At 59.8% G+C, this 15,760-nt stretch carries 14 protein-coding genes; 3 read left to right on the top strand and 11 right to left on the bottom strand.

Translation table 11 applies throughout. The features are described 5' to 3' along the window. Positions 1-16: 16 nt before the first annotated feature. From ACR0MS_RS00845 to coxB, 11 genes are all read right to left on the bottom strand, one after another. Positions 17-1,432: an FAD-binding oxidoreductase gene (locus ACR0MS_RS00845; protein ID WP_480567931.1), complete on the bottom strand. Its 1,416-nt coding sequence runs from the start codon at positions 1,430-1,432 to the stop codon at positions 17-19. A 38-nt stretch (positions 1,433-1,470) separates the two neighbouring features. Next, on the bottom strand, positions 1,471-2,292 hold the full coding sequence (locus ACR0MS_RS00840; RefSeq protein ID WP_480567929.1) for an MBL fold metallo-hydrolase: 822 nt from the start codon (positions 2,290-2,292) through the stop codon (positions 1,471-1,473). Positions 2,293-2,389: 97 nt separating this feature from the next. Then, on the bottom strand, positions 2,390-2,974 hold the full coding sequence (locus ACR0MS_RS00835; protein ID WP_171121872.1) for a GNAT family N-acetyltransferase: 585 nt from the start codon (positions 2,972-2,974) through the stop codon (positions 2,390-2,392). Next, positions 2,974-4,236: a M16 family metallopeptidase gene (locus ACR0MS_RS00830; protein ID WP_480567927.1), complete on the bottom strand. Its 1,263-nt coding sequence runs from the start codon at positions 4,234-4,236 to the stop codon at positions 2,974-2,976. The genes ACR0MS_RS00835 and ACR0MS_RS00830 overlap by 1 nt, the downstream gene beginning before the upstream one ends. Then, positions 4,233-5,621, bottom strand: a complete 1,389-nt coding sequence (gene thrC, locus ACR0MS_RS00825) for a threonine synthase (protein WP_480567925.1) — start codon at positions 5,619-5,621, stop codon at positions 4,233-4,235. The genes ACR0MS_RS00830 and thrC overlap by 4 nt, the downstream gene beginning before the upstream one ends. Continuing rightward, the gene (locus ACR0MS_RS00820) at positions 5,618-6,295 is read right to left on the bottom strand and encodes an SURF1 family protein (protein WP_480567923.1); all 678 of its coding nucleotides are present in this window, start codon (positions 6,293-6,295) and stop codon (positions 5,618-5,620) included. Before ACR0MS_RS00820 ends, thrC begins: the two co-directional genes overlap by 4 nt. Before the next feature lie 156 nt (positions 6,296-6,451). After that, positions 6,452-7,267 carry a cytochrome c oxidase subunit 3 gene (locus tag ACR0MS_RS00815; protein ID WP_480567921.1) on the bottom strand — a complete coding sequence of 272 codons (816 nt, stop codon included), beginning with the start codon at positions 7,265-7,267 and terminating at the stop codon, positions 6,452-6,454. Between the two features lie 22 nt (positions 7,268-7,289). Next, positions 7,290-7,865 (bottom strand): cytochrome c oxidase assembly protein, encoded by a 576-nt coding sequence (locus tag ACR0MS_RS00810; protein WP_480567919.1) that lies wholly within the window; start codon positions 7,863-7,865, stop codon positions 7,290-7,292. Next, the gene (locus ACR0MS_RS00805) at positions 7,865-8,026 is read right to left on the bottom strand and encodes a hypothetical protein (protein WP_162896804.1); all 162 of its coding nucleotides are present in this window, start codon (positions 8,024-8,026) and stop codon (positions 7,865-7,867) included. Before ACR0MS_RS00805 ends, ACR0MS_RS00810 begins: the two co-directional genes overlap by 1 nt. After that, the gene (gene cyoE, locus ACR0MS_RS00800; RefSeq protein WP_480567917.1) at positions 8,023-8,979 is read right to left on the bottom strand and encodes a heme o synthase; all 957 of its coding nucleotides are present in this window, start codon (positions 8,977-8,979) and stop codon (positions 8,023-8,025) included. Before cyoE ends, ACR0MS_RS00805 begins: the two co-directional genes overlap by 4 nt. Before the next feature lie 73 nt (positions 8,980-9,052). After that, complete coding sequence (coxB, locus tag ACR0MS_RS00795; protein ID WP_480567915.1) at positions 9,053-9,964, bottom strand: cytochrome c oxidase subunit II; 912 nt, start codon at positions 9,962-9,964, stop codon at positions 9,053-9,055. A gap of 175 nt (positions 9,965-10,139) precedes the next feature. Here coxB and tldD point away from each other — a divergent pair, with 175 nt between their 5' ends. From tldD to topA, 3 genes are all read left to right on the top strand, one after another. Next, entirely contained in the window at positions 10,140-11,561 is a 1,422-nt protein-coding gene (tldD, locus tag ACR0MS_RS00790) for a metalloprotease TldD (protein ID WP_480567913.1), read from the top strand. A 239-nt stretch (positions 11,562-11,800) separates the two neighbouring features. Continuing rightward, a complete protein-coding gene (gene dprA, locus ACR0MS_RS00785) occupies positions 11,801-12,931 on the top strand; it encodes a DNA-processing protein DprA (RefSeq protein WP_480567911.1) in 1,131 nt (376 codons plus the stop codon). Positions 12,932-13,083: 152 nt separating this feature from the next. Beyond that, positions 13,084-15,702 (top strand): type I DNA topoisomerase, encoded by a 2,619-nt coding sequence (gene topA / locus ACR0MS_RS00780; RefSeq protein WP_480567909.1) that lies wholly within the window; start codon positions 13,084-13,086, stop codon positions 15,700-15,702. The last annotated feature ends 58 nt before the right edge of the window (positions 15,703-15,760 follow it).

The raw sequence follows: 15,760 nt of genomic DNA, 5'->3' as shown, positions 1-15,760 counted from the left end.
TAATTCCGGGCCGCGCTTACGCTTTCAGGACCGCACCGGGATTCATGATCCCCTTCGGATCAAGCGCCGCTTTGATGGCCCGCATCGCGTCCAGCTTGACCGGATCCCCGTATCTTTCCAGATCGTCCACTTTCAGACGTCCTACGCCATGTTCCGCACTCACGGACCCTCCGAACGCGTGCACAAGGTCATGGACAGCGCGTTTGATTTCCATCCGCACCCCGTCAAATTCGGAACGGTCACTTCCCGGTGGTGGAAACACGTTGTAATGCAGGTTTCCGTCGCCCAGATGCCCAAAACAGTTGATGCGAAAGCGACCAATCTTTTCGATCACACCCGCGCCCCTGCGAATGAACTCCGGTATCAAAGAGATCGGGACCGAGATATCGTGGCTGGACACTGACCCGATCAACCTGTTGGCCTCGGGGATATGTTCGCGAACGGACCACAGGTCCATGCGCTGCGCTTCACTCTGCGCGATCACCGCATCCATTACCAGATTTCGCGCATCCGCCTCTTCATAGAGCGTTTCAAGCGCATCCATTGGCGACTGCCCGGCGGACAACCCAATCTCGATCAAAACAGACCATTCAGGATGCGCGGCGAAAGGCTGGCGTATGTCGGGCAAAACCTCGGACAGGAATAGCAAACCCTGGCGGTGGATCAACTCAAACGCGCTGACGCTGTCGCCTATCTGGTCACGGGCCAAGGCCAGCAGATCAATAGCCGCTTCGGGTGAGGCCACCTGCACCATCGCGGTTCCGGTGGCTTCCGGACGTGGAAACAGCTTGAGCGACGCGGCCGTGATAATCCCCAGCGTTCCCTCGGCCCCGATCAGCAGATTGCGCAGGTCGTAGCCGGTGTTATCTTTCCGCAGACGGCTTAGGCCATTCCAAATCTCACCGTTTGGCAAAACGGCTTCCAGGCCTAGGCACAGATCACGCGCGTTTCCATAGCGCAGCACATTGACTCCGCCTGCATTGGTCGCAAGGTTCCCGCCGATCCTGCAAGATCCCTGTGCTGCCAGCGACAGCGGAAAAACCCGGTTCTCCTCTTGCGCGGCCAACTGGACATCTGCCAGGACCGCACCCGCCTCGGCAATCATCAGGTTTTCGGAAGGGTAGATGGCGCGGATGGCCGACATCCGCTCCAGCGAAATAACGAGCGGCGCCGGACCGTCCGGTATGATCTGACCTCCGACTAGCCCTGTACCGCCACCATATGGGACGACCGGTACAGACGCCTCCGATGCCAACCGGACCAGAGTCGAGACGTCCTGAACAGAGCGCGGCAGCGCCAAAAGCCCGGCCTGACCGTGAAACCGGCGGCGTGGTTCCTCGACATACCGTTCAGACACAGGTCGCAGAACATCACCATCCAAAGCGGCGTGAATGCTTTGGGCAAAGGTTTCATCTGCCGGGTTCAATCTCATACCCTTTCCATGCCCAAGCTGCGCCTGCGCCACAAGCCTTATTCCAGCTCGATCAGGTATTGCGGCTCCAGAACAACAACCGTTGGCCGGTCAGGAAGTGTTTTCAAAGACACCGTAAGCTCCGAAACCCCGTCGCGCTGCACGGGGAATTCATCGCGGATATCGACCAGAAACCGATCCAGCGAAAAGCCCGAAAACCAGTGCATCGGAATAATAACCGAGCTTTTCAACCGTTTCAGCACCTCGATCATGTCCGGCAATGGCATAGTCGTGCCCCCATCCACGGCGGCCATCACCACATCCAAACGGCCCAAGGCCGCGAATTGTTCATCTGACGGGACGTGATGCAGGTGACCCAGATGCCCGATGCACAGCCCTTCAACCTCAAACACGAAAATGGAATTGCCACGCTCTTCGACACCACTATAGGCCGAACGGATGTCGGTTGAGACATTGCGCACCAGCATCTCACCCAGATCGAGGTAATGGTCGATACCTTGCCCGAACTCTCCCCACCCCGGCAGGACATGCGGAATGGCCGGATCGGGATGAGCGGTCCAGTGGGTGCTATGAGCATGATTCATGGTGACGATGTCAGGTATCAGATCCGCACTGCCGATAAAGCCTGTGAAATCCGTCACCGCGTTCAACCCGCCCCGCGTCTGGATCAGGAAAGAGGCATGCGCAACGTAACTGATCCGAATCGAAAACTGGGGAACCGGGTCCTGCCACGACGCTTTGTGGAGGAATTCAATCCCCGGCGTCGCATCGGCGATGGCAATACAGTGGCTGGGTCGCCGCTCCTGCGCCGCTGCCCCACCCGAAATCACCAACACTGCCGCCGCTACTATCCAACGCATGACCTGATTGTAGCGCAAGCGCTCCCCAAGTCATGCCCCTTGTTCATCTGGCCAAAAATATCCCGGGGGAGTCGCGCAGCGACGGGGGCAGCGCCCCCTACCCCGCGTCCGTCTTGCCGCGCCGATCCGACCGCAGGCACGCATACAGAACATGCGTCCGCCAGCGACCGTTGATCTGCAAATAGGACTGCGCCACGCCCTCATATTTGAAGGCCGATCGCTCCAACAACCCGCGCGAAGGCTTGTTCTCGGGCAGGCAGGCCGCCTCGATCCGGCTCAGATCAAGCCGGGTGAACGCATGGTGTACGACCGCGCCAATCGCCTCGCGCATATAGCCATTGCGCGCATAGGCCTGCCCGGTCCAATAGCCCAGCGTTCCCGCCTGCGCAGGCCCTCGGCGGATGTTGTCCAGCGTGATCGCCCCCACCAACACATCATCTTCGCGCCGGAACAGAAACAACGGGATCGCCGTCCCACTCGCGACCGAACGCTGCGCCCAATAGACCCGGTTGGTGAACGATTTGCGGCTCAGGTGATCCTTGGCCCAGATCGGCTCCCACGGCGTCAGAAACTCTTTCGAGGCCCTCCGCAGCGCCGCCCAATCGTTGAAATCGGAATGGACCGGCGGGCGCAGACTAAGACGCGCTGTCTCGAGTTTCAGCTTGCGTCGGCCCAACAGCATCACGCCGCACGCCTCTCCTGCAATTCTGCCAGTGATGGCGCGCCGGATACCGGGCCATACAAGGCCAGCGCCGCCGGAGCACTGATCGCGAGGCGTTCGGCAAAGTCACGTACGTCAGCGGTGCTTACGGCGTCGATCTTGGCGATTGTTTCTTCAAGCGGCGGCACGTTGTCCCAAATCTGAACCAACCGCGCCAATCGCTCGGCCCGGTTCGACGGGCTTTCAAGCCCCATCAACATCCCGGCTTTCATCTGGGCGCGGGCGCGGGCGACTTCCTCGGGGTTCATGTCATCGGCGGCCCGCTTCATCTCGTCGATGGTGATGGTCGCCAGTTCGCCGACCTGATCTGCCGACGTTCCGGCATAAATCGTCGTGGTGCCTGTATCGGCATAAGCTCCGGTCTGCGCGAAAATCGTGTAGCACAGGCCGCGTGTCTCGCGAACCTCCTGAAACAGGCGCGAGGACATGCCACCCCCCAGCGCGGTCGAGTAAATCTGCGCGGTATAGATCGCATCATCCCGGTAGCCGGGGCTTTCAAAGGCCAGCGCGAAATGTGCTTGCTCCAGATCTTTTTGCTGTCGGGCTTCCCCACCGGTGAACCGGGCAGCCTCGGGGATCAACCCCTTGCGCGGTTGCAGATGGCCGAACATCTCTTCAGCCATTTTCATCAACGCGTCATGATCCACCGCACCAGCGGCCGACAAGATCATCTGTTCGGGGCCATAGTGTTCGGCCACGAAACCAGACAGATCCTCGCGCGAGAAGGAACTCACGCGCTCGGTCGGTCCCAGAATCGTGCGGCCCAGCGGCTGATCATGATAGCTCTGCTCTTGCAACCAATCAAAGATCACATCGTCGGGCGTGTCATAGGCCTGACCGATCTCCTGCAGGATCACGCCGCGCTCAACCTCGATCTCGCGCGGGTCGAAGATGGGGTTCAGAACGATATCGCCGATCACATCCATCGCCAACGCCACGTCGTCTTTCAAAACGCGCGCGTAATAGGCCGTCACCTCGCGCGAGGTATAGGCGTTGATATAGCCGCCCACGTCTTCGATCGCCTCGGCGATTTGCAGAGCGGACCGCCGCTCGGTTCCCTTGAACGCCATATGCTCAAGGAAATGCGCGATGCCGTTCTGTTCGATCCGTTCATGCCGCCCACCGGCGGTCACCCAGATGCCGATGGCCGCAGATTGCAGCCCCGGCATATGTTCACTGACGATCCGAAATCCGTTCTTCAGCTGGTCTTGTCTGACAGTCACTCGGCGATATGCCCTTTGATATGTTCCTCGAGGGCACCCAGATCATTGGCAATCCGCGTCACCCGTTCCGGACGTTCATACAGATCAGACATGCGGGATGGAAGAGGCGGATGTTCCCCGCTCGCCTTCTCGACCGCAGCCGGGAACTTCGCCGGGTGTGCGGTGGCCAATGTGATCATGGGAACCGCCACCGCGCGCTGCTCTTCGGCAACCTTGATACCCACGGCGGTGTGCGGGCAGACCAGTTCCGCACTATGATCCAGCGTGTGCTTGATCGTCGCCAGCGTTTCATCCTCGGACACGCGGCCCGAGTCGAAGCTCTCGCGCAGCGCTTCCATTGCGCCCTGGCTGACGTTGAAGCCGCCAGTCTTCAGTTCATCCATCAACTGAGCGACGGCGCTGCCATCCTCGCCATAGGCATAATACAGCGCCCGTTCAAAGTTCGAGCTGACCTGAATATCCATCGATGGGCTGATCGAGGGGATGGTCTCTCCCTTGAAATACCCGTCACCCGACAGACAGCGGTGCAGGATGTCATTCTGGTTGGTTGCGACGACCAGACGGTCAATCGGCAGACCCATGCGCTTGGCCAGATAGCCCGCAAAGATGTCGCCGAAATTGCCGGTGGGCACCGTGAAACTGACCTTGCGATGCGGCGCACCGAGGCTGACGGCAGCCGAGAAATAGTAGACGATTTGCGCCAACACCCGCGCGAAATTGATCGAATTCACTCCGGCCAGCTTCACCCCGTCGCGGAAGTCGAAATCGTTGAACATATCCTTCAGTGCGGCCTGGCAATCGTCGAAGTCGCCATCGACGGCCAGCGCATGCACATTGCTGTCGGCGGGCGTCGTCATCTGCCGGCGCTGCACCTCGGACACGCGACCATGGGGGAACAGGATGAACACATCCACTGCGTCCAGCCCCCGGAACGCCTCAATCGCGGCCGAGCCGGTGTCACCACTGGTCGCGCCCACGATGGTCACACGGTCATTGCGCCGTTTCAGGGCCACCTGAAACAGCTGGCCAATCAACTGCATGGCGAAGTCCTTGAAGGCCAGCGTCGGGCCGTGGAACAGTTCCAGCAGGAAATGGTTCTCGTTCAACTGTTTCAGCGGCGCGCGGGCGTCATGGCCAAAGCCTTCATAAGCGCGGGCGATGATCTCCTTGAACTCCTGTTCCGAGAACGAGCCGCTGACATAGGGCCACATCACGCGGAACGCGATCTCTTCATAGGTCAGACCGGCCAGCGCAGCGATCTCATCATGGCTCATCACCGGGATCTCGGCAGGCAGGTACAGGCCGCCATCGCGGGCCAATCCAGTCAGCATCGCCTCTTCAAAGGTCAGTTCGGGCGCTTGGCCACGGGTCGAGATGTATTTCATTGCTCTTCACTCTTTGCAGGGGCGCGGTTGCGCCACAGGAAATAACCGGTCATCGCGGCCCAGACCAGAGCCAGACCAAACCATGTGATTGCATATTGCAGATGATCGTTCGGGATGCCCGCCGTATCCACTGGCAAGGGCGTTATGCCGGGATCGGTTTCCGATCGGGCGATCAGCAGGATCGGCTCGGACCCAAGCGCGGCGGCCAGATTGGGCACGTCCCGCGCGAACCAGATATTGGCGTCGATATCGGCTTCGGGCGTATAGCTGTCAATCTCATCCGGCCAGTGCAGGTTGCCGGTCACGGTCATCGGACCGATCAGACGTTCAGCCTGTTTCGCCGTGGTCGGCACAAAACCGCGATCCACCAGAATAGTCCGGTCCTGCGTGCTGAAGGATTGTATAATCCTATACCCCGCCCCGACCTGCTTGACCGAGACCAGAACGTGGATTTCCCCCGGCTCCATATCGCCCGAAATCGTAACCGGCAGGTATTTGTCCACGTCCTTGGATACGCTCGTCGGCAGGTCTACGGGGTCAGCGGCAATGCGTGCGTCGATCTCGGCCAGTACGCCTTCTTTCCACGTCAGACGTTGCACCTGCCAAACACCCAGCGAGATCAGCACGCCCAGACCGGCGACACCAAAGATCAGCAGGAACAAAATGCGGCGCATGGCGGGGTCGAGACCTTGTTGCAGAAACCGGCGTCTTGTTAAGGGCAGCGCGATCCCGATTGCAACCACGCAATTGTATGGGGCGCAATCTTGCGCCCAAATAGAGAAAAAGCCGCCCCGACGGGCGGCTTTTGCAATTGGATCACCTGACCGGCGTCACATCAGCGGGGCTTGTCCCCAGATGTAGACGGCGAAGAACAGGAACAGCCAGACAACGTCAACGAAGTGCCAGTACCAGGCGGCTGCCTCGAAACCCACATGTTTCTCGGGCGTGAAATCTCCGCGCAGAGCACGGATCAGACAGACCGTCAGGAAGATCGTCCCGATGATCACATGCGCGCCATGGAACCCAGTTGCCATGAAGAAGTTCGAGTAGAACTGATCGCCGCCAAATTCCCAGCCTTCATGGGCCAGCAGCTCGTAGTATTCAAACGCCTGCAGGAAGGTAAATGCGATACCGAGGACAATGCCGATCGCCAGGCCATTGATCAAAGCCTTGCGATCATTGTCATGGACCAGTGCATGGTGCGCCCAGGTAATCGCACAACCCGACAGCAACAGGACCAGAGTGTTGATCAGCGGCAGGTGGAACGGGTCAACCGCGTGGATATCCGGCTGGATGTATTCGGTGCCCGCATAGTCGTACATCGGGTACATGCGATGTTTGAAGAACGACCAGAACCAGGCAAAGAAGAACATCACCTCAGACATCACGAACAGGATGAAGCCATAGCGCAGGCCGATGCGTACAACCGGCGTGTGATCCCCGGCGCGGCTTTCGGCCACTACTTCGGACCACCAGGCGAACATGGTGTAAAGAACGGCGACCAGACCCATCCAGAACATGAACGACGTAATGCCGTGCATCCACAGGACGGCTCCGAACAGCATCACAAAACCACCGATCGCGCCGATCAGCGGCCAGATCGACGGGGCCAGAATGTGATAATCATGGTTTTTAGCGTGTGCCATCAGCGTCCCTCACCTAAAGGCATTAGTTCGTTGTTGTATCAGCCTGCGCATCGAGGGCGGCATAGCCCTCGGGCAGGTCAATTTCGTAGAATGTATACGACAGAGTGATCGTATGCACATATTTCGCTTCCAGATCCTCGACCATTTCAGGGTCGACGAAAAAGCTTACCGGCATCTGAACCCGCTCGCCGGGTTCAAGCACCTGTTCTTCAAAGCAGAAACAGGCGATTTTCTGGAAATACCCGCCCGCGGAATAAGGCGCGACATTGTAAGATGCCTGCCCCGCAATCGGACGGTCGGTCGGGTTGTAAGCCTCATAAAAGGCCAGACCTGTCTCGCCGATGCGCACTTCCATCTCGCGCTCGACAGGCTTGAACTCCCACGCCATACCTTTGGCTTTGGACGCATCAAAGCGGACGGTGACGGTGCGGTCCAGAATGTCCTCAGGCGCGGCCTCGGCCACACCGGTCGTGCCGCCAAACCCTGTGACCCGACAGAACCAGTCATAAAACGGCACCGCAGCCCATGCGAGGCTGCCCATCAGGATCACCACGCCAACGGTCTGCGCGACAGTTTTCTGAGGACCCGACAACGCCATCAGTTCTGCACCTCTTGCGTTGCCATATTGAAATCGGTGCCCGAGACTTTGACGATTGTCAGGCCAAAGATGATCACGATGAACGCGGCCAGGGTCAGGCCAACCCCCAGATTGCGGCTGAACCGACGTTGATGCAGCTCGTGGCTTTTGCGCAGGCTCATGACCAGCCTCCCAGACCATAGGGTCTCAGCAACGCCTCGACCAGAATCGCGCCGAAATGCAGGAACAGATACAGCAGAGACAGCTTGAAGAACGACCGCTCGACCTTGAAGTTGTCGGCTTCCGAGTCGTCCTCGGTCCGGCGCGAGATCTGCCATGCGCCGCGCAGGAACAGCGCGTTCATCACAACGGCCACAGTCAGATAGATCGGACCACCAATGCCCGAAAACGCCGTGCCAACGGCCAGCGTCGCCAGAAGCGCGGTATAGATCAGAATATGCCAGCGGGTTGCACGACGGCCATGCGTCACGGTCAGCATCGGCACGCCAGCATCGTCATAGTCCGAGCGCATGAACAACGCCAAGGCCCAGAAGTGCGGCGGCGTCCACATGAAGGTCAGCGCGAACATCAGCCACGGCTCGATCGACATCGACCCCGTGGCCGCGACCCAGCCGATCACCGGCGGAAATGCCCCTGCCGCACCGCCAATCACGATGTTCTGCGGGGTCAAGCGTTTCAGCCACATCGTGTAGACGACGACATAGAAGAAGATGGTGAAGGCTAGGAACGCGCCCGCAAACCAGTTGGTCGCCAGCCCCAGCATGATCACCGACAGGCCCGACAGCGCCAGTCCCAACGACAGCGCCTCGCCTTCTTGCACTTTACCCGCCGGAATCGGTCGACCCTTGGTGCGCTTCATAACCCGATCAATATCCGCATCCCACCACATATTCAGAGCGCCGGACGCGCCGCCGCCGATGGCGATGAAGAGGATTGCGCAAAAGCCGACAAAAGGATGCACCGGTACCGGCGCGGCCAGAAGCCCCACCAAAGCCGTGAACACGACCAGTGACATCACGCGCGGCTTCAGCAGGGCGAAGTAATCGCCAAAGCTGGCCTCGTCCGCGTGCGCCGTGGCGGTCACTTGGCTGGCATTGATGCTTGCGTCGCTCATGTCCGGTCCTTTGGGGGCAAAAGCTGCGCGATCACCGCGCAGCCTGCGTGTTTCAACCTAGGCCGCCTGCGGCTTAGTTCGAGGCAACCTGATACGAGGCTGGCTGACCCGCATACTCTTCCAGAGCACCCTGCAGCCATTCCTCATAGGCTTCTTCGCTGACCACTTTAACGGTGATCGGCATATAGGCGTGATCCTTGCCGCACAGCTCCGAACACTGTCCGAAATAGACGCCTTCCTTGTCGGCCTGGAACCAAAGCTCAGCCAAACGACCGGGCACACCGTCCTGCTTCACGCCAAAGGACGGGATGGTCCACGAGTGGATCACGTCAGACGCGGTGACCTGCATAACGACAATCTTGCCAACCGGAACAACGACGGCAGTGTCCGTGGCCAGCAGCCACTCGTCTTCGCCGTAACCGGCATCTGCGAGCTTGGCGCGCATTGCATCGTCCAGAACGAACGGTGTGACATCGGCGTCAGCCGGGCGCGCACCCTCGTCCAAAGTGGCCGGATGGCCCAGCAGATAGCTGTCGAAAGCAAAGTCGTGATCAACGTATTCGTAGGTCCAGTACCACTGGTTGCCGACAACCTTGATAACCACATCCCCTTCGGGAATTTCCTGCTGCTTGAACAGAACCGGCAGCGAGAACGCACCGATGAAGACCAGAATCAGGATCGGGCCCAAGGTCCACGCAATCTCGACCGGTGTGTAGTGAGAGAATCGCGCTGGCGTCGGGTTTACGCGGCCATTGTAGCGCACGATGCAGTAGATCAGCAGTCCGGCGACGAACAGGCAGATGGCGGTGATGATCACCAAAATCATTCCGTCCAGCCGATGAATCCCCTCGGCCAGGCTGGTGGCTGCGGGTTGGAAACCCATGCCGCCATCGACCGGCTTGCCAATTATTTCAAGCTCCTGAGCCATGGCGGGAAGGCTGGAGAGGGCTGTCATGAGCCCCGAAAGCATCAAAGCATTCTTCATTTTCTGTCCTGATCGTTTGATCTTTGCGTCCCTGGCGAAAAGGTGTGAATCGGTCGCACCTCTCCCGTTGTCTTTGGCAGCGTTAAAAACCATATTCCGGGTGGTAGATAAAGCAAAATGCTTGCGTCAAACAGACGCTATTTTTGATCTGGATCAAACTCGAAAGGTCCCACCCATGCCGAATGACCCGTTTCGCCCCTTCGAAAGCGCTCTTCCCCACGACGAAGCGCTTGCGGTTTTGCAATCTGCCACCGCCGGGGCCGAGGACGGAGAGTTGTTTGTTGAACGCCGAAAGTCCGAAGCTCTGGTCTTTGACGACGGGCGTTTGCGCACTGCGTCTTATGATGCCTCCGAAGGGTTCGGCCTGCGCGCGGTTCAGGGTGAGGTTGCGGGCTATGCACATTCCACCGACGTCTCGATACCGGCGCTGAAACGTGCTGCAGAGACAACGCGACTGGCCGTGGGCGATGGCGGCGGCACCTTGGCCGAAGCGCCACGCGCCACCAATACACGCCTTTACACGGACGAAGATCCGATCGAATCCGCCAGCTTCCCGGTCAAGATCGAGACCCTGCGCGAGATTGATGCCTTCGCCCGCGATCTTGATCCCCGCGTCGTGCAAGTCAGTGCAACAATCGCCGCTGCGGTGCAGGAGGTCGAGATTCTGCGGCCCGACGGCGGCATCGTGCGCGATGTGCGCCCGATGACGCGCCTGAATATCTCGGTGATCGTCGAGCAGAATGGCCGGCGCGAAAGCGGCTCGGCGGGCGGGGGCGGTCGTGTCGGTCTGGACGGGCTGATCGACCCTGCCGACTGGCAGGACAAGGCGCAAGAGGCGCTGCGGATCGCGCTGGTCAACCTTGAAGCCATCCCTGCCCCTGCGGGCGTGATGGAGGTCGCGCTTGGCCCCGGCTGGCCCGGCATTCTTCTGCACGAGGCCATCGGACACGGGCTGGAGGGCGATTTCAACCGCAAGGGCAGCTCTGCCTTTGCCGGGCTGATGGGTCAGCAGATCGCCTCCAAGGGCGTGACTGTGGTGGATGACGGCACAATTCCGGACCGGCGCGGCTCAATCTCGGTCGATGACGAGGGCACGCCAAGCTCGCGAACGGTTCTGATCGAAGACGGCATCCTGACCGGATACATGCAGGACCGTCAGAATGCGCGTCTGATGGGGGTTGCGCCAACGGGGAATGGCCGCCGTCAAAGCTATGCCCATAAACCTATGCCGCGTATGACCAACACCGTCATGCTGGGCGGAGAGTCCGATCCCGCCTCGCTGGTGGCCGATATCAAGGACGGTATCTGGGCCGTCGGCTTCGGTGGCGGTCAGGTGGACATCACCAACGGCAAATTCGTGTTTTCCTGCACCGAGGCCTACCGGGTCGAAAACGGTAAGATCGGTGCGCCGGTCAAAGGCGCAACTTTGATTGGCGACGGCCCGTCTGCCCTGAACCGGATTCGGGGGCTAGGCAACGACATGGCGCTGGACCCCGGCATGGGCACTTGCGGCAAGGACGGCCAATGGGTGCCTGTCGGTGTCGGCCAACCGACTGTTCTGATGGACGGTCTGACTGTCGGCGGATCAGCAGCGTAAGTAAGAATCGCGACATTTTTCTTGGGGCGCAGGGTTAACACTGCGCCCCAAGATTTGCATGCGGGGGCGCGTGACGCTCATCGCACGTTGGCAGAACACGTGAAATTTCCTTATATTTTTCAGGCGCTTGTGAAAAATTCCAAATTCAATTCGCAAAAATACCGGAAAAATTTGAACGGATTCAGAAGCTGTTAACCCCTGTAGCCGTAAACCAGTTCTGCAATCAGGCGGAGCAACGGATGACCGAGGAGCAGTTTTCTTCCAATCACCCCACACTCCCACCCACCACGGAAGAGGATCGGTTTTCCTGGCTTCGTCTGTTGCGCTCGCGCAAGGTCGGTCCGGCGACGTTTCGTCGACTGCTGCGGGAACATGGCTCGGCGCAGGATGCGCTGGCCGCGCTGCCTGAAATGGCACGCGCTGCCGGAATAAAAGGGTATGAAATCTGCCCGCCCGGTGTGATTGAGGCGGAACTCAAGGCCGCAAAAGCCGCCAATGCGCGGCTTTTGTGCCTTGGGACCGCTGACTTTCCGAACGCTTTGAATGACCTGAACGATGCTCCTCCGATGCTGTGGGCCATTGGCGACGTTTCGGTTTTGCGCCGCCCCGCAGTTGCAATGGTCGGAGCGCGCAACTGTTCTTCCCTGGGTGCGCGGATGGCGCGGGGGTTGGCAACGGATCTAGGCAAGCACGGGCATGTCATTGTCTCAGGGCTTGCCCGCGGAATAGACACGGCGGCGCATATCGCAGCGCTGGACTCCGGCACCGTGGCTGTAATGGCCGGTGGGGTCGACGTCATATATCCGGCAGAGAATACTGAACTGGCCCATAAAATCGCCGACAACGGACTGCGGGTGTCGGAACAGCCCATGGGCGTGACACCGCAGGCCCGGCATTTTCCGCGCCGCAACCGGATCATCTCGGGTCTGGCGCAAGCGGTTGTGGTGGTCGAGGCCGCGGCCAAATCCGGCAGCCTGATCACTGCGCGCGACGCATTGGACCAGGGGCGCGAGGTTCTGGCCGTGCCCGGCCACCCCTTTGACGCCCGTGCAGCCGGGTGCAACCTGCTGATCCGCGACGGCGCAACTTTGGTGCGCTCGGCAGAAGACGTTATCGAAGCGCTGCCCAAACGCGAAATACCTACACCGATGCAAACCGAACAGCCGGCCCAAAACGACAAACCCGAAGCCACGGCAGAATCGCTGCACGCGGCGATTCTGACACGGCTTGGGCCGTCCCCGATTGCCGAAGATCAACTGATCCGCGATATCGCCGCCACTGCCGGGGAAATCGGCCCCGCGTTGATTGACCTGGAACTGGACGGTCGCATCCAAAGGCAATCCGGTGGGCTTCTGTCGCTTTCGGCCTGACAGCGAAAACACACCGTTTTTCAACCCGTATCACTTTGAAATCACCGCCAAATCGCGGTGGCAAAAGGAACGCATTGACAATTCGCTCTTGCCCTCCACATTTTGCACCATCATAGAAGGCGCCAAATTCGTCGAGCGAGGTTTTCCCCTAAATGCCTGTAGTTGTTGTAGAATCCCCTGCCAAGGCCAAAACGATCAACAAATACCTTGGCCCCGACTACACGGTTCTGGCGTCTTATGGTCACGTGCGCGACCTGCCACCCAGGGACGGATCGGTCGATCCTGACCACGAATTCGAGATGAAATGGGAGGTCGGCAATGACAGCCGTAAGCATGTCAAAGCCATCGCCGACGCGCTGAAAGAGGACAACGCCCTGATCCTCGCCACTGACCCCGATCGCGAGGGCGAGGCGATCAGTTGGCACCTGCAAGAGGCGCTAACCAAGCGTCGTTCGATCAAAAAGGACACACCAGTCAGCCGCGTCACCTTCAACGCCATCACCAAGGATGCCGTGACTGAGGCGATGCAGAACCCGCGTCAGGTCGACATGCCTCTGGTCGAGGCTTATCTGGCCCGCCGCGCGCTGGACTATCTGGTGGGGTTCAACCTGTCCCCGGTTCTGTGGCGCAAACTGCCCGGCGCGAAATCTGCCGGTCGCGTGCAATCGGTTTGCCTGCGCCTGATCGTCGAGCGCGAGATGGAGATCGAGGCGTTCAAACCCGTTGAATACTGGTCGGTCAAAGCGCTGTTCGAAACCCCACGCGGCCAGACCTATGAGGCGCGTCTGGTCACGCTGGCCGGGAACAAGCTGGACAAGCACGACCTGAAAAACGCAACTCAGGCAGAACTGGCGGTTCAGGCGATCACCAGCCGTGCGCTGAGTGTGACCTCGGTCGAGGCAAAACCTGCCGCGCGCAACCCAAGCGCGCCGTTCATGACGTCTACCCTGCAACAAGAGGCCAGCCGCAAATTCGGCATGGGCGCGCGCCATGCGATGCAGGTGGCGCAGCGGCTGTATGAGGCGGGCTACATTACCTATATGCGAACAGACGGCATCGACATGGCACCCGAGGCCGTGACTGCCACCCGCGAGGCGATTGCCGACCGGTACGGCAAGGAATACGTGCCGGACAGCCCGCGCATCTACAAAAACAAGGCCAAGAACGCGCAGGAAGCGCACGAATGTATCCGCCCCACGGATATGACGCGCGATGCCAGCGACCTGAAGGTCACGGATGAGGATCAGCGCAAGCTCTATGATCTGATCTGGAAGCGCACCATTGCCTGTCAGATGGCCGCCGCGCGGCTGGAACGCACCACCGTTGAGATCGGCAGCGACGATGGTCAGGTCGGCCTGCGTGCCACCGGTCAGGTGGTCATGTTCGACGGCTTCATGCGCGTTTATGAAGAAGGCCGCGACGACGTGGCCGATGATGACGACAAGCGCCTGCCGCAGATCATGCAGGGCGACCCGGCGCGCTTTGCCAAGACCTCGCTGAAGGACCAGTTCTCGAAAGCCGAGGATAAGGCGGCGGTTCTGTCTGAAAACGAAGCTGTTCTGGCCCTGCAACACCACACCCAGCCGCCCCCGCGCTATACCGAGGCCACTCTGGTCAAGCGGATGGAGGAGTTGGGGATCGGGCGTCCTTCGACCTATGCCTCGATCGTGACCACGATTCAGGACCGCGAATATGTGCGCAAGGACAAGAACCGGCTGATCCCCGAAGAAAAGGGCCGGATCGTCACGATCTTTCTGCTGAATTTCTTCCGGCAGTACGTAGGCTATGAATTCACCGCCAATCTGGAAGGCGAGTTGGACGATGTCAGCGCCGGGGACCGCGATTACAAAGACCTGCTGGGTAAATTCTGGCACGATTTCTCGGCCGCGATTGGTGAGACGTCGGAACTGCGTATCTCCGAAGTGCTGGACAAGCTGGACGAGGCGTTGGCCCCGCAGCTTTATCCACCTCGTGAAGACGGCTCTGATCCGCGTGTCTGCCCGAAATGTGGCGTGGGGCAGTTGCACCTCAAAACTTCGCGCACTGGCGGGTTTGTGGGCTGCGGCAATTACCCTGAATGCACCTATACCCGCCCCATCGCGGGCGAAGGGGCCGAAGGCGATGAACGTCTGCTGGGTGAGGACGCAGGCGATGAGATCTTGCTGAAATCCGGCCGGTTTGGGCCTTACGTCCAGCGCGGGGAACCGACGCCTGAGAACAAGAAGCCCCCGCGCGCCTCGCTGCCGCGTGGGTGGAGCAAGGATGACATGGATCTGGACAAGGCGCTGACCCTGCTGTCTCTGCCCCGTCAGATCGGTGAACATCCCGAAGGCGGCATGATCAGCTCGAACTTTGGTCGGTTCGGACCTTACCTTATGCACCAACTGCCGGACGAGGCGAAGCCGGTCTATGCGAACCTCAAAGACCCTAACGACGTGTTCGAGATCGGGATGAACCGTGCCGTCGAATTGCTGGCCGAAAAACGCGCCAACCCGGGGCGAGGACGGCGTGCGGCTGCAAAACCGCTTAAGGAGCTGGGTGATCACCCCGATGGCGGTGTTATGCAGGTGCTGGACGGGCGCTATGGGCCCTATGTGAAATGGGAAAAGGTCAACGCCACCATTCCCAAGGATATCAAGCCCGAGGACGTGACGCAGGAAATGGCCATCGAACTGGTCAACGAGCGTGCCGCCAAGAAAGGCACCAAAAAGAAAGCCGCGCCGAAGAAGAAGACAGCGGCCAAGAAGACGACCAAAAAGGCGGCCTCATAGGTAGAAATACCACCACCCCCTTGGATTCGTTGACTTCCCCGTGACGTGGCGGCACAAC

It is taken from the genome of Ruegeria sp. CJ2, from assembly GCF_056536745.1.
Note: the sequence above shows the minus strand (reverse complement) of the source record. Positions and strands in the feature narration are given on the sequence as shown.